Below are 20228 nucleotides of genomic sequence, written 5' to 3'. Positions count from 1 at the left end.
AGGGGACGATCGGGGGCGCAATTGGAGTACGTGCCGAATGACGGGTTTGGGCAGGCCTTCAGACCTGCCGATCCCCTCAGACGATGCCGCCGCCGGCACCGGAAACGGCCGGGCGCTCGGAAGCGACCTTGGCGCGGTAGCCGGACGCGCGATAGGCCGCGACCGGATCGATGGCCACGCCTTTTTCGAGACGCGCCATGGCGAGGATCGGCTCGACATCGGTGCGGAAGGCCTTTTTCAGCGTGTTCGTCGCCATCAGCGCGTCATTGCCGTCCTGGAAACCTTCCAGTGCCTTGCGGTCGACAAGCAGGGCGCTCGCATAAGCGCGCTGCACTTCCATGGCCGAGACCATCAGGCTTTCGATCGGGTCGGTGACGTTGTGTGACTGGTCGAGCATGTGGGCGGGGTTGAAGCCATCGGCACCGCGCGTTTCCGCGTCCACCAGTTCGTTGAAGACGAGGAAGAGGCGGTAGGGGTCGATGGAGCCCGTATCGAGGTCGTCGTCGCCATATTTGGAATCGTTGAAATGGAAGCCGCCGAGCTTCTTCGCCTGGATGAGGCGGGCGACGATCATTTCGATGTTCACGTTCGGGGCATGGTGGCCGAGATCGACGAGGCAGAAGGCCTTCGGGCCCAGCGCTTCGGCGATCATGTAGTTCGTGCCCCAGTCCTGCACGACGGTCGAATAGAAGGCCGGCTCATACATCTTGTGCTCGGTGAAGATGCGCCAGTCATCCGGCAGGGCCTTGTAGACGGTGCGCATCGCATCGAGATAACGCTCGAACTGCCTGGTGAAATTCGTCTGGCCCGGGAAGTTGGAGCCGTCGCCGATCCAGACCGTCAACGCCTTGGAGCCGATGGCCTTGCCGATCTCGATGCATTCGATGTTGTGCTCGGCTGCCTGCTCGCGCGTTGCGGCATTGGCATGCGAGAGCGAGCCGAACTTGTAGGAATGCGCCTGGTCCGGCTGGTCCTGGAACGTGTTGGAATTCATCGCGTCGAAGGTGAGGCCGGTTTCTTCCGCCTTGGCCTTGAGGGCTGCCGGATCGGCCTTGTCCCACGGGATATGCAGCGAGACGGCAGGCGTTGCCCCGGTCAGGCGGTGGATGACGGCGCAATCGTCCATCTTGTCGAAGATGTTGCGCGGCTCGCCGGCGCCGGGGAAGCGGGCAAAGCGCGTGCCGCCCGTGCCGACACCCCAGGACGGGATGGCGACGCCATAGCGGGCGACCTTCGCCTTGATGGCATCGATGTCTATGCCCCGGCGGGAAAGATGTTCGCCAAGGGCTGCATAATCCGCCTTGAGGGCTGCGGACGCCCTTTCGTTGTGTGCGTCTACGACGCTCTTGTCGATCTGTGTCATGGGAATCTCCTCCTCATGTGCGTGACCCCTCACCTGAAAAATCTAGCACTTAGCTAAAGCTAAGATGCTGATTTTTCTTCCTCTCCCACAAGGGGAGAGGAAGGGGTGTGGCCTTAGCGCGTGAATGCCTGAACGTTGCCGGCGTCGACGTTGATGATATTGCCCGTCGACTTGGACGAGGCATCGGAGGCGAAGAAATAAGTCGCTTCCGCAATATCCTCCGGCAGGACCGAACGCTTCAGCATGGAGCGCTGGCGGTACATTTCCTCGAGACCTTCCTTGTCGGTCTTGTAGGTCGAGGCACGCTGGTCCAGCCACTCGCCGGACCAGATCTTCGAGCCGCGCAGAACCGCGTCGGGGTTCACCACATTCACGCGAATGCCGGCTTCCGCCCCTTCGAGCGCCAGGCAGCGCGCGAGATGGATTTCGGAGGCCTTGGCGGTGCAATAGGCGGACGCATTCGGCGAAGCGGCAAGGCCGTTCTTCGAGGCGATGAAGATCATCGAGCCGCCGATAGCCTGTTGGCGCAGAACCTTGAAGGCTTCGCGGGCAACGAGGAAATAGCCGGTCGACAGGATCGACATGTTGCGGTTCCAGAGTTCCAGCGAGGTTTCCTCGACCGGAGCGGAGGAGGCGATGCCGGCATTGGACACGATAATGTCGATGCCGCCAAATTCGACTGCGATATCCGCATAAGCCGCAATGACCGCAGCCTCGTCCGTGACGTTCATCTTGACCGAACGCACGACATCCTTGCCGTAGCGGCCGGCGAGATTGTCGATTGTCGAGGCAAGGGCGGTCTCGTCGATATCGGCGAGCGCCACGCAGGCGCCTTCGGAGAGAAGGCGGGCGGCTGTCGCCGAACCGATACCGCCGGCGCCGCCAGTGACGATGGCAATCTGGCCGGCAAGCGACTTCGGCTTCGGCATGCGCTGGAGCTTGGCTTCCTCGAGCAGCCAGTATTCGATGTCGAAGGCTTCCTGTTCCGGCAGGCCGACGTAGGTCGACACGGTGGAGGCGCCGCGCATCACGTTGATGGCGTTCGTATAGAACTCGCCGGAAATGCGCGCCGTTGCCTTGTCCTTGGCGAAGGTGATCATGCCGACGCCGGGGACGAGATAGACGATGGCGTTGGGATCGCGCAGCGCCGGGCTGTCGGGATGCTTGCAGCGTTCGTAATAGGCCGCGTAGTCCTTGCGATAGGCTTCCACGCTCGGCTTCAGGCTTTCGAGCGTCGCGGCGATATCCGGCTTTGCAGGGTCGAAATCGACGACCAGCGGGCGGATCTTGGTGCGCAGGAAGTGGTCGGGGCAGGAGGTGCCGAGGGCCGCGAGCGCTTCCATGTTCTTGGCGCAGACGAACTGCAGCACGGCATCGCTATCATCGAAATGGCCGACCATGTGGGCCTCTTTCGAGATCATGCCGCGAATGGCGGGCATGAGGCTTGCTGCCACAGCGCGGCGCTCGGCGGGGGCGAGTGACTTGTGCTTCTCGCCGCCGAAGACGGCCTTGCCGGCAGTTTCCGTCTCGAACCAGGCAATCGCCCGGTTGATGATGTCGATGGTGAGCGCATAGCAGGCTTCCGCGTCATCGTCCCAGGTGAAGAGGCCATGGCTTTCGAGCACCACGCCCTTGGCGGACGGGTTTTCGAGGCAGAACTTTTCAAGCCAGAGGCCCAGCTCGTAGCCCGGACGCTTCCAGGGCAGCCAGCCGATCTCGCCGCCGAAGATCTTTTGCGTCAGTTCCTTCGAATTGGCCGACGCGGCAATCGCGATGATCGCGTCGGGATGCATGTGGTCGACGTGCTTCTTCGGCACATAGGCATGCAGCGGCGTGTCGATGGAGGCGGCGCGTGCATTCAGATTGAAGGTGCAGTGCGGCAGATAGCCGACCATCTCGTCTTCGAACGCAACGCCGCGATAGATGCCCTTGAGCGCGCGCAGCTTGTCCATATAGAGCGTGGCAAAGCCGTCCATCTTGATCGTGCCGACATCGCCGCCGGAACCCTTGACCCAGAGAACTTCCACGAGTTCGCCCGTCAGCGGATCCTTCTGCATCACCTTGGCCGACGTATTGCCGCCGCCGTAATTGGTGACGCGCTTGTCGGAACCCAGCAGGTTGGAGCGATAGAGAAGCAGTTCGGGCTCGCTCATGCCGCTCGCGCGGGCCTTATCCCACAGGTTTTTCAGCCGCGAACCGGCCTCTTGTATCGACATATCTTCCTCCCTGCGTAACACGCATGTTTCGAGTTTTGCGGTATCGATGCTGCAAAACTTGTCGCAAGTCAATCGATTTCGATCAATTTCAATCATATTGCAGCGCAATATGATTATTTCTGATCGGATGTGATTGACAAATTTAACATTGAGTGAATATGTTCAGGGCAGGGAGGAATTCATGCACGAGAAAGAGCGCCATCGCATCATTCTGTCAGCGGTCCAGGAAAAGCCTGTCGTGACCGTCGGCGAAATGGTTGAACTCACGGAATCGTCGGAAGCGACGATCCGGCGGGACATTGCGACGCTGCATGTGCAGAAGAAGCTGCGCCGGGTGCGCGGCGGGGCCGAGGCGATCAATCCGCCGGCCTTCCCCGGTCTTGCCGGCCGACCCTTCTCGGTCAACGAAACGATCAATATCGCTCAGAAGCGCGCGATTGCACTGAAAGCGGTCGAACTTTGCGCCGATGGCGATCCGATCATCATCAATGGCGGCACGACGACCTTCCAGATGGTGCATCTGCTCGCGTCGCGGCGCATGCAGATCTTCACCAATTCGTTCCCGATTGCGGAACATCTGCTCAGGAATTCGAAGAATACGATCATGCTCTCGGGCGGGGTCATCTATCGCGAGCAGAACATCATTCTCAGCCCCTTCGAGAACGACGTGACGCGGAATTTCTACGCCAAGCGCATGTTCATGGGGGCTCAAGGGTTGAGCAAGCTTGGTCTCATGGAGGCCGATCCGCTGCTGATCCAGGCCGAGCAGAAGCTGATCGGCCAGGCGGACGAACTCGTCGTGCTCGCCGACTCGTCCAAGTTCAAGAAGCGTTCCAGCCTGGTGCTCTGCCCGCTGGACCGCGTGACGACGATCATCACGGATGACGGAATTCGCGACGAGGACCGACAGATGCTTGAGGAAGCGGGCGTCGAGCTGATCATCGCGGATAAAATAGCCAAGGAACAGGCCTCGGTCGTGGCGTGACGCCAGCCGGGGGGAGAACTTCAACGGGAGGAATGAACATGAAACTTCTGCATAAACTCGCAATCTCGACGGCGATTGCCGCCGCCCTGATGGCCGGACCGGCTTCTGCCGCCGAGAAGATCGCGCTCGTCGTCAAGTCGCTCGGCAACGGCTTCTTCGACGCTGCCGCCAAGGGCGCGCAGGATGCCGCCAAGGAACTCGGTGGTGGCATCGAGGTCATCTATACCGGCCCGACCTCGGCCACGGCCGAAGGCCAGATCGAAATCATCAACTCGCTGATCGCCCAGAAGGTCGATGCGATTGCGATTTCCGCCAACGACCCCGACGCACTCGTTCCGGCGCTGAAGAAGGCCATGGACCGCGGTATCAAGGTGATTTCGTGGGATTCGGGCGTCGCCAAGGGCGGCCGCATGCTGCACCTCAACCCGTCCGACACCAACCTGATCGGCGAAACGATCATCAAGCTTGCTGCCGACCATCTGCCGGATGGCGGTGAAGTTGCGATCCTGTCGGCTTCTTCCACGGCGACCAACCAGAACGCCTGGATCGACGCCGCCAAGAAGATCCTGCCAACCAAGTTCCCCAAGATCAAGCTCGTGAGCGTCGCCTATGGCGATGACGACTCGGTCAAGTCGACGAACGAAGCCAAGGGCCTGATCTCGTCCTATCCGAACCTCAAGGCCATCATCGCTCCGACCACCGTCGGCGTCGTGGCGGCTGCCCAGGTCGTCACCGACCAGAAGCTGATCGGTAAGATCAACGTCACCGGTCTCGCTCTGCCCTCCGAGTTCAAGAAGTTCATCGACAACGGCGCGTCGCAGGGCGTGGCGCTGTGGAACCCGATCGACCTCGGCTACTCGGCTGTCTACATCTCCGACCAGCTGATCAAGGGCAAGAAGGCAGAGCCGGGTGCTTCCTTCTCGCTCGGCAAGGTCGGCTCGATCAAGCTCGACGACACGAACTCGGCTGCCATGGCGGCTCCCTACCAGTTCGACAAGTCGAACATCGAGAAGTTCTCGAAGATCTACTGAGCCTCCCAAGGCTTAAGGCGGCGGAGCATCTGGCTCCGCTGCCCCCCATCCTGATCTCGCGAAAGCCGGTTTGCCGGCTTTCTTTTATCCCCTTTTGCCATCTCCAGAAGCAGACCGGACCAGAGCCGATGAACCCTCAAAAAGAGCCGAAGATAGAGCTGTCGGGCATCTCGAAGTCCTTCCCCGGCGTGCGCGCGCTGCACAAGGTGGCGCTGCGCCTCTATCCCGGCGAAGTGACCGCCCTGATCGGCGAAAACGGCGCCGGCAAGTCGACGCTGGTCAAGACCATGACGGGCATCTACCAGCCGGACGAGGGCGAAATCCGCGTCTCGGGCAAGCCGGTCACGCTCGCCTCCCCGCATGCCGCCTTTCAGGCCGGCATCACCGCCATCCATCAGGAAACGGTTCTGTTTGACGAGCTGTCGGCGGCGGAAAACATCTTTCTCGGCCATGCCCCGCGTACGGCTTTGAAGCTGATCGACTGGCGTGCAATGAATGCGCGGGCAAAGTCTCTGCTGACCGAAATCGGCGCCGGCCATATCGCGCCGGAGACGAAGCTGAAAGACCTGTCGATTGCCAACAAGCATCTGGTCGCCGTTGCCCGCGCGCTGTCGGTGAATGCCGAGGTCGTGATCATGGACGAACCGACGGCGGCACTCTCCTACAAGGAAATCCAGGACCTGTTCGAGCTCATCGAACTCCTGAAAGGCCAGGGCAAGGCCATTCTCTTCATCTCGCACAAGTTCGACGAGATCTATCGCATCGCCGACCGCTACACCGTCTTCCGCGATGGCGAGATGGTGGGCGAGGGGCTGCTGAAGGACACGTCCCAGCAGGAGATCGTCCGCATGATGGTCGGCCGCGCGGTCGATCAGGTCTTCCCGAAAAAGCAGGTCACGCCAGGCGCGGAAGTGCTGAAGGTCGTCGGCTATTGCCATCCGACCGAATTCGACGACATCGGCTTTTCGCTCCGCGAGGGCGAAATTCTCGGCTTCTACGGCCTTGTCGGCGCCGGCCGCAGCGAGGTCATGCAATCGCTCTTCGGTATCACCAAACCATCGAAGGGCGCGGTGCGCATTGATGACGAGGTCGCCGTCATCCGCTCGCCCGCCGAAGCCGTTGACCGGGGCATTGTCTATGTGCCGGAAGATCGCGGCAAGCAGGGGGCGATCACGGGCCTGCCGATCTTCCAGAATGTCACGCTCGCCTCGCTCAACAAGACCTCGAAGCATGGCTTCCTGCGTCTGGCCGAAGAGTTCAGGCTGGCGCGCGAATATACCGAGCGGCTGGATCTGCGCGCCGCCTCGCTCGACCAGCATGTCGGCAATCTTTCCGGCGGCAATCAGCAGAAGGTCGTCATCGCCAAATGGCTGGCGACGAAGCCGCGCGTCATCATTCTCGACGAGCCGACCAAGGGCATCGACATCGGCTCGAAGGCGGCCGTGCATGAATTCATGTCGGAACTCGCCGGCCAAGGTCTCGCCGTCATCATGGTCTCTTCCGAATTGCCCGAAATCATGGGCATGAGCGACCGCATCGTCGTCATGCGCGAGGGCCGCATCGTCACCGAATTTGAAAACAATGCCGCTCTGCGACCCGAAGCGCTGGTCCGGGCGGCGGCAGGCATTGGAGAAGCCGCATGAGTTCCATCCTCAAGTTGCGGGAATTCTGGCTGGCCGTGCTGATCGCAGCCCTTGTCTTTGCCACCGACATGCGCGCGCCGGGCTTTGCGAATCCCGGCCGGCTTTCCGGCATCGTCGAGGATTCCTCGATCCTGATGATCCTGGCGCTTGGCCAGATGGTGGTGATCCTGACCCGTTCCATCGATCTTTCGATGGCTTCGAACCTCGCACTCTCGGGCATGATTGTGGCGCTCATCAACAAGGCGGCACCCGGCATTCCGGTGCCTGCGCTGATGTTGATTGCCACCTCTTGCGGCCTGCTGCTCGGCGCGCTCAACGGTCTCTTCATCTGGCGGCTCGGCATTCCGGCGATCGTCGTGACGCTCGGTTCGCTCACCATCTATCGCGGTGTCATCTTCCTGATTGCCGGCGGGCAATGGGTGAATGCGGATGCCTTCTCGGCCTCTTTCGTCGCCTATACACGCATCGAGTTTTTGGGCCTGCCGCTGCTCATCTGGTATGCGGTGGCCGTCGTTGCCGCCTTCGTGATCCTCATGTCGCGCACCTCGCTTGGCCGGTCCTTCTATGCGGTCGGCGTCAATCCGACGGCTGCCGTCTATGCCGGGATCGATGTCGGGCGCACGACCTTCTATGCCTTCTGCCTGTCCGGCCTGCTCTCGGGCTTCTGCGGTTATCTCTGGGTGTCGCGCTATGTCATCGGCTCGGTCGAAGTGGCGCGCGGCTATGAGCTGACCGTGGTGGCCGCCTGCGTCATCGGCGGCATCTCGATTTCCGGTGGCGTCGGCACAGTCGCCGGCGCTGTTCTCGGCGCGCTCTTCCTCGGCGTCATCAACGGTGCGCTGCCGGTCATCAACATCTCGCCCTTCTGGCAGATGGCGATTTCGGGTGCTGCCATCATCCTCGCCGTGGTCCTCAACGGGCGTGGCGCCAAGCGCAGCCAGCGCCTCATTCTCAGACAAGCGGAGGCCGCGGCATGAGCCTGCAATCCCCCGAAACCCGCCACATCCCTGACCGTCTCGGCACGCCGCTGAAGGCTGCGATCTTCTCCTGGCCGAGCCTGCTGCTCGTCGTCGGCGTGGTGCTCTTCATCGTCAATTCGCTGGCTTCGCCCTACTTCCTGTCGCCCTGGTCGCTGTCGGATGCCACATTCAATTTCACCGAAAAGGTGCTGATCGCTCTGGCCATGGCGCTGCTGATCATCGCCGGCGAAATCGATCTCTCGGTCGCCTCGATCATTGCGCTTTCCTCGACCATGATGGGGCTGGCCTTGCAGCATGGGGCGGGCACGCCGGAACTGGTGCTGATCGGCATTGTCACAGGCCTCATCTGCGGCGCGTTCAATGGCTTCCTCGTCACCGGGCTCGGCCTGCCCTCCATCGTCGTCACCATCGGTACGATGAGCTTCTTTCGCGGCATTTCCTATATCGTGCTCGGCGATCAGGCGTTCAAAGGCTATCCGGAGAGCTTTGCCTATTTCGGGCAGGGCTATGTCTTCTGGGTCTTTTCCTTCGAATTCGTTCTCTTCATCGTCTTCTCGTTCATCTATTACCTGCTGCTGCACCGGACGAATTTTGGCCGGCAGGTCTTTGCCATCGGCAATAATGACGTGGCCGCCCGCTTTTCCGGCATCCGCGTCGAGCGGGTGAAGTTCATCCTCTTCCTGCTGACGGGACTGATGTCGGGGATTGCCTCGGTGCTCTTGACCTCGCGGCTCGATTCCACCCGGCCCTCGATTGCCGCCGGCTGGGAGCTGGAGGCCGTTACCATGGTCGTGCTGGGCGGCGTGTCCATTCTCGGCGGGGCGGGGACGATCCAGGGTGTGGTGATCGCAGCCCTCATCATGGGCCTTGTCACATTCGGGCTTGGGCTTCTCAACGTGCCGGGCATCGTCATGTCGATCTTCATCGGCGTGCTGCTGATCTTCGTCATCGCCTTGCCAATCGTCTTCCGGAAATTCAGGAACCGCCGCCGATGAGCCACGCCAATCTCGAAAAACATGCCTTCAAGATGTTCCTCAATCCGGGCATGCGGCAGGAATACCAGCGTCGGCATGACGAGATCTGGCCGGAACTGGTCGACCTGCTGCACGAGGCCGGTGTCTCGGACTATTCGATCTTTCTCGATGAGGAGACGAACGTGCTCTACGGCGTGCTCTGGCGTCGCCGCGACCACACGATGGCTGCGCTGCCTCAGACGGCGGTCATGCAGAAATGGTGGGCGCATATGGCGGATATCATGGCGACGAACGACAGACACGAGCCCATCGCCATCGACCTCACGCCCGTCTTCCATATGGAATGAACAGAAAGCCCCTCATGCGCCACATCGCCGTCATCGATATCGGCAAGACCAATGCGAAGGTCGCCCTCGTCGAGCTGAGCAGCCTGACCGAGATCGCCGTCGCCAAGCGGCCGAATGCGGTGCTCAAGGGCCCGCCCTATCCGCATTATGATGTCGAGGGGCTTTGGGCTTTCATTCTCGACGGGTTGAAGCGCTTTCAGGCCGAGTTCAGCGTCGACGCGATTTCGATCACCACGCATGGGGCGTCTGCCGTTCTTCTGGATGCGGAGGGCAAGCTTGCCGCGCCGGCGCTCGACTATGAATTCGACGGCCCCGATACGCTGGCCGCCGAATATGATGCCGCGCGTCCCCCATTTGCAGAGACCGGCTCGGCCCGGCTGCCGCTCGGCCTGAACCTCGGCGCGCAGCTTTTCTGGCAGTTCCGCACGTTCCCCGGCCTCAAGGAAAAGACCCGCACGATCCTGACCTATCCGCAATACTGGGCCTTTCGGTTGAGCGGCGTGGCGGTCAACGAAGTGACCTCGCTTGGCTGCCATACCGATCTCTGGATGCCGGAGGAGGGGCGTTACTCTTCGCTGGTGGACCGCGAGGGATGGCGGGAGTTGATGGCGCCTGTGGCGCGTGCTGCCGATCGGCTCGGGCCGGTCCTGCCGGAGATCGCGGCGGCAACCGGTCTTCCTGCCGATATACCCGTGATCTGCGGCATCCACGATTCCAACGCGTCGCTCTATGCGCATCTTTCCGCGCGCGAGGCCCCGTTTGCCGTTGTCTCCACCGGAACCTGGGTGATTTCCATGGCCGTCGGCGGCGCCAAAGTGGCGCTTGATCCGGCCCGTGACACGCTGGTCAATGTGAACGCCTATGGCGACCCGGTGCCGTCTGCCCGCTTCATGGGCGGACGCGAGTTCGAACGGCTGATCGGCGACCAGCCGAAGGATTTTGCGCCCGCCGACATTGATTCCGTTCTAGCGCGCGCGTCCATGCTTCTGCCGGCGATCGAAAACCAGTCGGGCCCGTTCCAGGGGCGCAATGCTGTGTGGACGGTCGACCAGTCACGGCTTACGCCGGCCGAGCGATATGTCACGGTTTCCTTCTATCTGGCGCTGATGACGTCAACGGGGCTCGAGATTGTCGGCGCGCAAGGTCCGGTTCTGGTCGAAGGGCCGTTTGCGGAAAACCGTGCCTATCTCGCCATGCTCGCCGCTGTCGCTGGCCGTCCGGTCGAGGCGGTGGCGGGCACTGGCACCAGCATTGGCGCGGCCCTTCTGGTCGGGGGTGCGCGCCTTGCCGGGGCCAAAGGTGAGGCCGAACGGCCTGCGAATGAAATCGCCTTGCGGCGTTATGCAGAGGCCTGGCGCGCTTCTCTTTGAAAACCGCGCCAGGGTCGCTTATGCGGAGATCCGGTTTTCGCGAAGCAGGTCCGCAAGCGCCTGCTCGACCCTGCTCGTCCAGGCCGCATTGCTGGTCAACGCTCCCGGGAAGAGGCCGGGCAGTGAGAAGAGCGCGCGGCTGATGCTCCCGCTGTCCTTCTCCGATCCGCTCAACAGCTCTGCGATTTCGGCCGCGCGGGGGTCGCGGAGTTCATAGGGCTTGCCGTCGCGGTCGAGGCCTGTCGCGTACCGCATCCAGCCGGCGACGGCGATGGCAAAGGTTTCGGCATCCTCGCCGCGCGCCAGCGCCTCTGTCGCGGGCTGAAGCAGCCGCTGCGGCAGTTTCTGCGTTCCGTCCATCGCGATCTGATAGGTGCGGTGGGCGATCGCGCGATTTTCGAAGCGGGCGATGAGGTCGGACGCATAGGCGCCAAGGTCGATGCCGGAGACCGGATCGAGCGTTCTCGCGGCGGCCTCCATGTGGCGTTCGGCAAGCGATTTCAGCGCGGCGTCCTGCATCGTGTCGCGGATGAATTCGTGGCCGGCGATGAAGCCGAGATAGGCGAGCAGCGAATGCGCGCCATTCAGCATCCGCAGCTTCATCTTTTCATAGGCCGAGACATCCGAAACCATCACCGCCCCCGCCGCTTCCCAGGCCGGCCGGCCGTCAGCGAAGTGATCCTCGATCACCCATTGCGAAAAGGGTTCGGTCTCGATGGCGGCAAGATCGGTTTGGCCGGTCAGGCGCTCCGCGTCCGCATAGGTCTCGTCGGTGCTTGCCGGCGTGATGCGATCGACCATGGTGGAGGGGAAGGGAACCGTCTCCTCGATCCAGTGGCGCAGCGACGCGTCAACGCGCTCGGCAAACTCCAGCGTCAGGCGCTTCAGCACCGCGCCATTGCCCGGCAGGTTGTCGCAGCTGAGCGGCGTGAAGGGAGTCAGGCCCAGCGCCCGGCGGGCGGCGAGACCAGCCACGATATATCCGATGACGCCGCGTGGCTTGGTGGGATTGGCAAGGTCGGCGGCGATGTCGGGATGGGCGAGATCGAGCCCGCCGGTGCGCGGGTCGAGCCCATAGGCCTTTTCGGTGACGGTCAGGCTGACGATGCGGATGGCGGGATCGGCGAGGCGCGCGAGCAGGCCCGCCGGATCGGGGACGGCGGCGCGGGCCTTGACGATCGAGCCGATCACCCGCGCGGTCGTGCCGGCCGTGTCGCGGACCAGAAGGTTGTAGAGGCCGTTCTGTTCGTTCAGATGATCGACCACATCGGTGCTGCGCAGGCTGACGGCCTCGATGCCCCAGCGGGTGTCCTTACCCAGCACATCATCGGTATAGACGGCGAGATGGGCGCGGAAAAAGGCGCCCGGTCCGAGATGCAGGATGCCGGTGGTGAGCGCATCGCGACGATAGGCAGGGCGGGTGACGGAGGCGGGCAGGCCATCCGGATTTTGCAGGCGTGTCGTCACAGCTTGTAGGCCTTCTTCGCATTCGCGTAGCAGAGATCGTGCGCGACGAGTTCCGCTTCCTGTTTCGTCATCCGATGTTCCGTCACCAGACCCGCGAGGTAACGGCAGACCTCGCGACGCCAGACGTCGTGTCGCGCCGGGATCGACAGAAGGGCGCGGGTGTCATCGTTGAATCCGGCGAGATTGGCGAAGCCCGCCGTTTCCGAGACCTGATCGAGATAGCGGCGAATACCGGCGGGGCTGTCATGGAACCACCAGGGAGGCCCGATCATCAGGCATTCCCAATAGCCGGCCATGGGGGCGAGTTCGCGGGCATAGGTCGTTTCATCCAGCGTGAAGAGCAGGATTTTCAGGCCCGGCGCATGACCGTGCTTGCCAAGCAGCGCGCTGAGGCCGCCAACCCAGTCGGTCCGGCCGGGGATATCGGCACCCATATTGGGTCCACGGGTGGCGAAAAGCTGCCCATCCGTGTTGCGGCGCGATCCAGCATGGATCTGCATGACCATGCCATCTTCGGCTGAAAGCCCCGCCATCTCCGTCAGCATCTGGCCGCGGAAGAGTTCGGCGTCGGTGGCGGAGAGCGGCCCCTTCAGCGCCTTGTCGAGCAGCGCCTGCTTTTCCGTCGGTGCGAGATCGGCAGTGAAGGCGGAGGGGACGCCATGATCGGTTGCGGTGGCGCCAAACTGGCGGAAATAGGCGCGCCGGTTGCGATGGGCCTCGATCATGCCGTCCCAGCGGGTGACGTCTGCGCCGGTGAACTCGCCGAGCCTGATCAGGTTGTCGCGGAAGCCGGGCGCATCCGGGTCGGTGACGGTGTCGGGCCGATAGGTCGTGCGCACCTTGCCGATCCAGCCGTCGACGGCGAGTTTCTGGTGATGCGGCAGGAGATCGAGCGCGCCTTCGGTCGTGGCGATCGTCTCGATGCCGAAGCGCGTCAGCAGCGCGCGGGGGCGAAATTCGGGCTTTGCGAGCTGCGCGTTGATGTGGTCGTAGAGCCGGTCGGCGTTTTCCGCGTTCAAGGCTTCGTCGCAGCCGAGCACGGCGGACATGGCGTGATCGACCCAGAGGCTCGACGGCGTGCCGCGAAACAGCGAATAGTGCCGGGCGAATGCGCGCCAGATATCGCGCCCCCTGGCGACCGGCTGTCCATCAAGGCGCGGGACGCCGAGATCGTCGAGCTTGACGCCGACGCTGTTGAGCATGCGGAAGAGGTAGTGGTCGGGGATGACCAGCAGGGCCGAAGCATCCTCGAAGGGCGTGTCATTGGCAAACCATGCGGGTTCCGTATGGCCGTGCGGGCTGACGATCGGGAGATCGCTGACGGTTTCATAAAGGTCGCGCGCGACCGTGCGTGTCGCAGGATCCGACGGGAAAAGCCGGTCAGGGTGGAGGATGCCGTTCCTGGAGTCCATGTCAGTTCCTCAATTCGGGATCGCGCCGAGCGCGTAGAGAATGCCGCGCAGCTCGGCGAGCCCCCGCATGCGCCCGATGGCCGGGTAGCCGGGCGTTACCGTCTTGCTGAGATCGTCGAGCATCCGGTGACCGTGGTCAGAGCGGAAGACGATCTGCGACGCGCCATCACGCTTGCGATCTTCAGTGACGAGCTCCTTGAGGACGGCGACCATGTCGACATCGCCCTCCAGATGCGCGCTCTCATGGAACGAGCGGCCATCGCCCTCGCGCTTCGTGGCGCGCAGATGGACGAAATGGATCCGCTCCGCAAAACGGCGGGCAATGGCGGGCAGGTCGTTGTCGGCGCGCACGCCGAGACTGCCTGTGCAGTAGCACATGCCATTGGCAGGCGAGGGAACGGCATCGAACAGCGCGGCATAATCCTCGGCCGTCGAGGCAATGCGCGGCAGGCCGAAGAGCGGGCGCGGCGGGTCGTCGGGATGCAGCGTCAGCTTGACGCCGCGCGCCTCGGCGACAGGCGTCACGGCCTCCAGGAACTCGATGAGGTGCTGCCTGAGGATTTTGGCGTCGATGCCCTTATATTGCGCGAGCTTTTCGCGAAAACCGGGCACGGTCATCGGCTCGGTGGTTGAGCCAGGCAGGGCCGATGCGATGTTGCGGGTGATTTCCGCGATCTCCGCCTCGCTCATCGCCTCGAAGACGGTGCGGGCGCGGGCGCGATCCTCGGCTGAATATTCAGCCTCCGCGCCGGGGCGCTGCAGGATATGAAGGTCGAAGGCGGCAAAGCGCTCGTGGTCGAAGCGCATCGCCGTTGCGCCCGTCTCGATCTCGTAATCGAGATCGGTGCGGGTCCAGTCCACCACGGGCATGAAATTATAGCAGACGATCGGGATGTCGCAGGCGGCGACCGCCTCGAGACTGGCAATCCACGCCTCGATCTCCGCCTTCGCCTTGCCGCCCATGCGCTTGACGGCATCCGGGATCGGGATGCTCTCCACCACCGACCAGGCGAGGGGCGAGCGGCCCGCCGGCGTCGTCTCGATCAGCGACTTGCGCTCGGCGACCTCTCTTTCCGTCCAGGCCCGACCGATCGGGACCTGATGCAGCGAAGATACAATATTCGTCGCACCCGTCTGGCGCACCTCATCCAGCGTGACCGGCGCTTCCGGCCCAAACCATCTCCAACCCTGCCGCAACTCTTGCTCCTCCCGCCTTTCGGCCTGCCTGTCTTTTTTATGTTCGTCTGTGCTTACCGGAAGTAATCCGGGTGTTTCAGCCGCAATTCCGCAACGTCGGGAATGACGGCGCTCAAATGATGCAGGATCGCCTCCCTGGCGCGACCAAGATCATGTGCAGCGATGGCGTCGCGAATGTCGACATGTTCCTGGATCACCTTGTCCATGCGTCCGAGGATCGGAAGCGTGATGCGGCGGGCGCGGTCGATCTGCACCTTGACCGATTTCAGGATGTTCCAGATCCCCGGATAGCCGGCGATCTGGGTGATCGCCTCGTGAAAGGCCTCGTCTTCCTCGTGGAAGCCCGATGTGTCGCCGAGCGCCGAGCGCGTGCGCTGCCGCGCGATGATGGCGTCAAGCCGCGCAATGGCAGCCGCATCGGCAATCTCGGTCGCCCGCTCGACCGTGGTGGCCTCCAGCGCCTTGCGCACGACGACCGCTTCCGGGATGGCGGAGACCGGGATGCGCGAGACGACCGTTCCCGATTGCGGATAGATATCGACCAGACCGCCTTCCGACAGGCGCAGCAGCGCCTCGCGCACCGGCGTGCGGCTGACGCCGAATTCCTCGGCGATCTTCTTTTCCTGCAGCGCCATGCCGGGCGGCATTTTCAGCGACAGGATGTCCGCATGAAGCCGCTCGTAGATGGCGCGCGCCGTGGTCACGCGGACAAGGCCAACCGGCCTTCTGCCGGCCGAAGGGTCGTCGAAACTGGAAACGGTCTCATTCTGTGTCATCAAAGGGCTCTGTTGACAGGGTTAAGTGTACTAGTATATCAGTTGATCAGACTTGCCAAGGGCCACGACGGAGGAGGTCGGGCCCGACTGAAGATTTCAGACCATTTTGCAGTCGATTTCACGGTTGCGGCACCTGTGTGCCGGCCTGAAACAAAGGGAGGAGCCAGCATGAAAATTACGCGTAGAACATTTGTCGGAGGCGCGGCCGGCGCGGTTGTCATGGGGTCCTTTCCCAGCCGCCTGTTCGCGGAAATCAAGAAGCCGGCGAGCCCGGTCACAATAACGGTGACCGATGTTGCCGGCAATCTGGCGCTCACGCAGGGCATGTTCGAGGCCTATGCCGCGCAGAAGCCGGACTGGGTTTCGCGCTTCGCCTTCACCAAGGCGCCGGCGCCCGAACTGCCGGGCAAGATCAAGGCGCAGCAGACCGCAGGCAAGGTCGATATCGATCTCGTTCTGACCGGCACGGATGCGCTTTCGGCCGGTCTCGACCAGGAACTCTGGCTCGACCTTTCGGCCCGCAAGGCCGATCTGCCGGATCTGGAAAAGATCTATCTGCCGCAGGCCTGGAAGATGCAGGCGCTGGCCAAGGACCAGGGCATCGTCGTCACCTATTATCCGTCCGGCCCGCTCATCGAGTACATGCCCGACAAGGTGAAGACCCCGCCGAAGAACGCGCAGGAACTGCTGGAGTGGACGAAGCAGAACAAGAACCGCTTCATCTATGCCCGTCCCGCCAATTCCGGTCCGGGCCGCACCTTCCTGATGGGGCTCCCCTATCTGCTCGGCGACAAGGATCCGCTTGATCCGGCCAACGGCTGGGCCAAGACCTGGGAATATCTCGCCGCCCTTGGCGAAAACATCCAGTACTACCCGAGCGGCACGACGCAGGTCTGCAAGGAACTCGGCGAAGGCACCCGCGACATGATGGTTTCGACCACCGGCTGGGACATCAACCCGCGCGCGCTCGGCATCGTGCCGGCCGAAGCCAAGGTCGCCAAGCTCGACGGCTTCCACTGGGTGACGGATGCGCATTATGCCGTGGTTCCGAAGGGTGTGTCGGACGAGAAGGTCGCCGTCCTCATGGACGTCCTGAACTTCATCCTGCAGCCCAAGCAGCAGGCGATCGCCTTCGACGCCGGCTATTTCTATCCCGGCCCGGCCGTGAAGGACGTCACGCTTGATATGGCTCCGAAGGCCAGCCAGGACGTGATCAAGGAATTCGGCCGGCCGGAATATGCCGAGTGGATTTCCGGCAATCCGCTGGAAGTGCCGCTGAAGCCCAAGCAGATGGTCGAAGCCTTCCGCATCTGGGACGAAAAGATCGGTTCCAAGAAGGGCTGATTGCAAGCGCTCGCGATGCGGAGCACGCGCCCCGCATCGCCTGTCTTTCCGGAATGGAGCATATGGTGAACGCACTGGCAGAACATGCGGCCCCCGCAGCGGGGACCGGCGCATCCCGAATTGGTGGACGTCTCGAACTCGACGGCCTTCGTCGGGCCTTCGGCGCCTATCATGCACTGGCCGGCATCGACATTGCCATCGAGCCCGGCGAGTTCATCGCCCTGCTCGGCCCATCGGGCTGCGGCAAGTCGACGGCACTCAACTGCATTGCAGGTCTTCTGGATCTCACCGGCGGCGAAATCCGCCTGGGCGGCCGCCGCATCGACCAGCTGGAGCCGGAAAAGCGCGGCTTCGGCATGGTCTTCCAGAGCTACGCGCTGTTTCCGCACATGAGCGTGCGCAAGAATGTCGGCTTCGGCCTTGCCATGCAGGGCATCAAGGGCCCCGAGGCCGAGCGGCGTATTCGCGATGCGCTCGCCATGGTGCGGCTCGAAAGCCAGGCCGACAAGTTGCCGGGCCAGCTTTCCGGTGGCCAGCAGCAGCGCGTGGCGATTGCCCGCGCCATCGTCATCCGTCCGCCCGTCGTGCTGATGGACGAACCGCTCTCCAATCTGGACGCCAAGCTCCGGCTGGAAATGCGTGCCGAAATCCGTGCCATTCACGACCAGGTCGGCTCCACCACCATTTATGTGACGCATGACCAGGACGAGGCGCTGTCGTTGGCCGACCGCATTGTCGTCATGAGCCAGGGCCGCATCCAGCAGATCGGCACGCCGGAAGAGCTTTACCAGCGGCCGGTCAATCTGACGGTCGCCGACTTCATGGGCTTCCGCACCCGCATGCCGGGTCGCATCGTCTCGGTGTCCGGTGACGACGCCGAAATCGAGGTCGATGGCAGCCGCTTCTCCGGGCTTGCGCGCGAGGCCTTGCGAAGCGGGGAGAGCGCCGTGCTCGCGATCCGTCCCGAAGATCTCGTGGCAAGTGCCGTGGGTCCCGGCATTGCGGCGACCGTCGTCAGCATCGAATATCGTGGCCGCGCCTTCTTCGGTCTGGCGCGCACCGCTGCCGGAGCGGAACTCTATTTCCGCGCCGACGAGGCCTTGCCGCGCGGGTCGTCGGCCTTTCTTTCGCCGGCTCCCGGCCGTGCCCTGATCTTCCGGGAAGATGTGGCATGAGTACGCCTTCGCTTCGCAGCCGGCTTGCCGCCCGTGGCCTTGACGGCACGACGATGCTGATTCTGCCGGGGCTGCTCTTCATCCTTGCGCTGTTCATCTATCCCTTCGCCTTCGGGGTCATCGATTCCCTGCGTCCCAAGGATGGCGGCGTCTGGTATGCGAACTACGCGAAATTCTTCAGCGATCCCTATCAGTACGGCACGATCGCTGCGACGCTCTGGCTGGCGCTGCCGGTGACGATCGTCAACCTCGCGCTCGCCGTTCCGATCGCCTTTCGCGTCCGGTTGATGCGCCGGCAGCGGCTGCTGACGACGATCCTCGTCCTGCCGATCACGCTCGGAACGGTTTTCGTCGCCGATGGCCTGCTGACGTTCCTCGGGCCCCGCGGCTGGTTCAACCATGTCCTGATGCTGCTCGGCATTCTGCATGAGCCGCTGAAGCTCACGAACAATTACTGGGGCGTTTTCGCCTCGCTGCTCATCACCGGCTTTCCCTTCGCCTTCCTGCTGACGCTCTCCTATGTGTCCGGCATCGATCCGGCCATCGAGCAGGCCGCAGCGACGCTGGGCGCGGGACCGCGGCAAAGGTTCGGCCGCATCTTCCTGCCGCTGCTGGTTCCGGGGATGGCGGTCACATTCTGTCTGTCCTTCGTTCAGGCCTATGCGGTCTTCCCGTCCGCCGTCCTTCTTGGCGCGCCGGCCGGACCGACGCGCGTGATCTCCATTGCGGCCTATCAGGCAGCCTTCGAGCAATATGACCACTCGATGGGCTCGGCGATTGCGCTGGTCATGGGCGGCGTCGAGCTTGTCGTTGTCGTGCTGGTGCTCGCCGGCCGGTCTCTCTTCTATCGCGGCCCTGCCGGCGGCACGAAAGGTTGATCCAGATGATCCGTGACAAGGGCCTCACCTCGAAGATCTGGCGCTTTGCCATCTGGGCCATCGCCGGCCTCTTCGTCCTCAATCTGGCGGGCGTGATCGCTGTCGTGATCATCAATTCCTTTGCCACGCGCTGGCTTGGAACCTGGCTTCCCGCCGGCTGGACGACGCGCTGGTATTTCGACGCCTGGAAGGAGTTCCAGCTGTCCGATGTCGTGCTGGTGACCTTCGAGATCGTCTTTACCGTGACGATCCTCTCGGGCGTGCTCGGCGTCATGACCGCCTATGCGCTGGCGCGGCGCGACTTTCCGGGCAAGAAGATCGTCGTTCTCCTGTTCCTGCTGCCGCTCCTGATCCCGACGCTGACCTACGGCATCCCGCTGGCGACCGTGCTTTACCAGTTCGGCCTTGGCGGCACCTTCTGGGGCGTGGTGCTCATCAACCTCGTCCCGTCCTTCCCCTTCGTGGTGCTGGTGATGATCCCCTTCATCGAGCAGATCGATCCGCGCATCGAGGCGGCGGCGCGCGTCTTCGGGGCAGGGACCACGAGCCTTTTCCTGCGCATCCTGCTGCCTCTGCTGTTGCCGGGAATGCTCGCCGCGCTGCTTCTGGTTCTGGTCAGGGCGCTCGCCATGTTCGAGCTGACCTTCCTCGTCGCCGGGCCGACGACACAGACACTCGTCGTTTCGCTCTATTACGCGGTATTCGCCTCGGGCGTGCGGGCCTCGCAGTCGATTGATGCGATGGCGGTCGTCTACATGGTCACGACGCTGTTCTGGCTGGTGATCGCGCTGCAATTCGTCAATCCGACGCAGATCGTGACGCGCGCCAAGCAGCAGTCGTCACATTGAGCGGCTAGCGCGTTTCCGCGTTTCATCGAAACGCGAAGACGCTCTATCTCTTTGTTTTTACGCAATTCCGGACGCGAAACCGGTTTCCACTTTTGCTGGAATTGCTTGTCTTATGATTTTCTGGCTTCTTCGTGAGATAAAGAAGCGCCGGAGAGGACGGCCATCCTTCTCCGGCGATGGGGGATGGATCGTGAAATGCGAGGCCGCCATTCTTGCGAATGC

At 62.8% G+C, this 20228-nt stretch carries 17 protein-coding genes; 11 read left to right on the top strand and 6 right to left on the bottom strand.

Annotated features, from left to right (window positions below; genetic code table 11):
* Window positions 1-76 precede the first annotated feature (76 nt).
* Entirely contained in the window at window positions 77-1363 is a 1287-nt protein-coding gene (rhaI, locus tag LQK84_RS14815) for an L-rhamnose catabolism isomerase (RefSeq protein WP_230829504.1), read from the bottom strand.
* A 113-nt stretch (window positions 1364-1476) separates the two neighbouring features.
* Entirely contained in the window at window positions 1477-3579 is a 2103-nt protein-coding gene (locus LQK84_RS14810) for a bifunctional rhamnulose-1-phosphate aldolase/short-chain dehydrogenase (protein WP_230829503.1), read from the bottom strand.
* Window positions 3580-3760: 181 nt separating this feature from the next.
* Here LQK84_RS14810 and LQK84_RS14805 point away from each other — a divergent pair, with 181 nt between their 5' ends.
* From LQK84_RS14805 to LQK84_RS14775, 7 genes are all read left to right on the top strand, one after another.
* Window positions 3761-4564: a DeoR/GlpR family DNA-binding transcription regulator gene (locus LQK84_RS14805; protein WP_230829502.1), complete on the top strand. Its 804-nt coding sequence runs from the start codon at window positions 3761-3763 to the stop codon at window positions 4562-4564.
* 38 nt (window positions 4565-4602) lie between these two features.
* Window positions 4603-5595, top strand: a complete 993-nt coding sequence (gene rhaS / locus LQK84_RS14800) for a rhamnose ABC transporter substrate-binding protein (protein WP_230829501.1) — start codon at window positions 4603-4605, stop codon at window positions 5593-5595.
* Between the two features lie 128 nt (window positions 5596-5723).
* The gene (locus LQK84_RS14795; protein WP_230829500.1) at window positions 5724-7238 is read left to right on the top strand and encodes a sugar ABC transporter ATP-binding protein; all 1515 of its coding nucleotides are present in this window, start codon (window positions 5724-5726) and stop codon (window positions 7236-7238) included.
* Window positions 7235-8215 carry an ABC transporter permease gene (locus LQK84_RS14790; RefSeq protein WP_230829499.1) on the top strand — a complete coding sequence of 327 codons (981 nt, stop codon included), beginning with the start codon at window positions 7235-7237 and terminating at the stop codon, window positions 8213-8215. Before LQK84_RS14795 ends, LQK84_RS14790 begins: the two co-directional genes overlap by 4 nt.
* Window positions 8212-9213 carry an ABC transporter permease gene (locus LQK84_RS14785; RefSeq protein ID WP_230829498.1) on the top strand — a complete coding sequence of 334 codons (1002 nt, stop codon included), beginning with the start codon at window positions 8212-8214 and terminating at the stop codon, window positions 9211-9213. The genes LQK84_RS14790 and LQK84_RS14785 overlap by 4 nt, the downstream gene beginning before the upstream one ends.
* The gene (gene rhaM / locus LQK84_RS14780; RefSeq protein ID WP_230829497.1) at window positions 9210-9539 is read left to right on the top strand and encodes an L-rhamnose mutarotase; all 330 of its coding nucleotides are present in this window, start codon (window positions 9210-9212) and stop codon (window positions 9537-9539) included. The genes LQK84_RS14785 and rhaM overlap by 4 nt, the downstream gene beginning before the upstream one ends.
* Window positions 9540-9553: 14 nt before the next feature.
* Entirely contained in the window at window positions 9554-10909 is a 1356-nt protein-coding gene (locus tag LQK84_RS14775) for an FGGY-family carbohydrate kinase (protein ID WP_230829496.1), read from the top strand.
* Between the two features lie 18 nt (window positions 10910-10927).
* Here the strand turns inward: LQK84_RS14775 and LQK84_RS14770 are convergent, their stop codons facing one another.
* From LQK84_RS14770 to LQK84_RS14755, 4 genes are read right to left on the bottom strand one after another with little or no spacing between them, the layout of a single operon-like run.
* The gene (locus tag LQK84_RS14770; RefSeq protein ID WP_230829495.1) at window positions 10928-12376 is read right to left on the bottom strand and encodes a mannitol dehydrogenase family protein; all 1449 of its coding nucleotides are present in this window, start codon (window positions 12374-12376) and stop codon (window positions 10928-10930) included.
* Window positions 12373-13788 carry a glucuronate isomerase gene (gene uxaC / locus LQK84_RS14765; protein WP_230829494.1) on the bottom strand — a complete coding sequence of 472 codons (1416 nt, stop codon included), beginning with the start codon at window positions 13786-13788 and terminating at the stop codon, window positions 12373-12375. Before uxaC ends, LQK84_RS14770 begins: the two co-directional genes overlap by 4 nt.
* A 9-nt stretch (window positions 13789-13797) precedes the next feature.
* On the bottom strand, window positions 13798-14985 hold the full coding sequence (uxuA, locus tag LQK84_RS14760) for a mannonate dehydratase (RefSeq protein ID WP_230829493.1): 1188 nt from the start codon (window positions 14983-14985) through the stop codon (window positions 13798-13800).
* Window positions 14986-15038: 53 nt separating this feature from the next.
* Complete coding sequence (locus LQK84_RS14755) at window positions 15039-15761, bottom strand: GntR family transcriptional regulator (protein WP_230829492.1); 723 nt, start codon at window positions 15759-15761, stop codon at window positions 15039-15041.
* Window positions 15762-15929: 168 nt separating this feature from the next.
* Here LQK84_RS14755 and LQK84_RS14750 point away from each other — a divergent pair, with 168 nt between their 5' ends.
* From LQK84_RS14750 to LQK84_RS14735, 4 genes are all read left to right on the top strand, one after another.
* A complete protein-coding gene (locus LQK84_RS14750) occupies window positions 15930-17105 on the top strand; it encodes an extracellular solute-binding protein (RefSeq protein WP_230829491.1) in 1176 nt (391 codons plus the stop codon).
* Between the two features lie 62 nt (window positions 17106-17167).
* Window positions 17168-18280 carry an ABC transporter ATP-binding protein gene (locus LQK84_RS14745; RefSeq protein ID WP_230829490.1) on the top strand — a complete coding sequence of 371 codons (1113 nt, stop codon included), beginning with the start codon at window positions 17168-17170 and terminating at the stop codon, window positions 18278-18280.
* Window positions 18277-19158, top strand: a complete 882-nt coding sequence (locus LQK84_RS14740) for an ABC transporter permease (RefSeq protein ID WP_230829489.1) — start codon at window positions 18277-18279, stop codon at window positions 19156-19158. The genes LQK84_RS14745 and LQK84_RS14740 overlap by 4 nt, the downstream gene beginning before the upstream one ends.
* 5 nt (window positions 19159-19163) lie before the next feature.
* Window positions 19164-20006 (top strand): ABC transporter permease, encoded by an 843-nt coding sequence (locus LQK84_RS14735; RefSeq protein WP_230829488.1) that lies wholly within the window; start codon window positions 19164-19166, stop codon window positions 20004-20006.
* The last annotated feature ends 222 nt before the right edge of the window (window positions 20007-20228 follow it).

Source organism: Rhizobium sp. C4, from assembly GCF_021026315.1.
Taxonomy (GTDB): domain Bacteria; phylum Pseudomonadota; class Alphaproteobacteria; order Rhizobiales; family Rhizobiaceae; genus Ensifer_A.
This window is presented reverse-complemented; position numbering and strand designations above follow the sequence as displayed.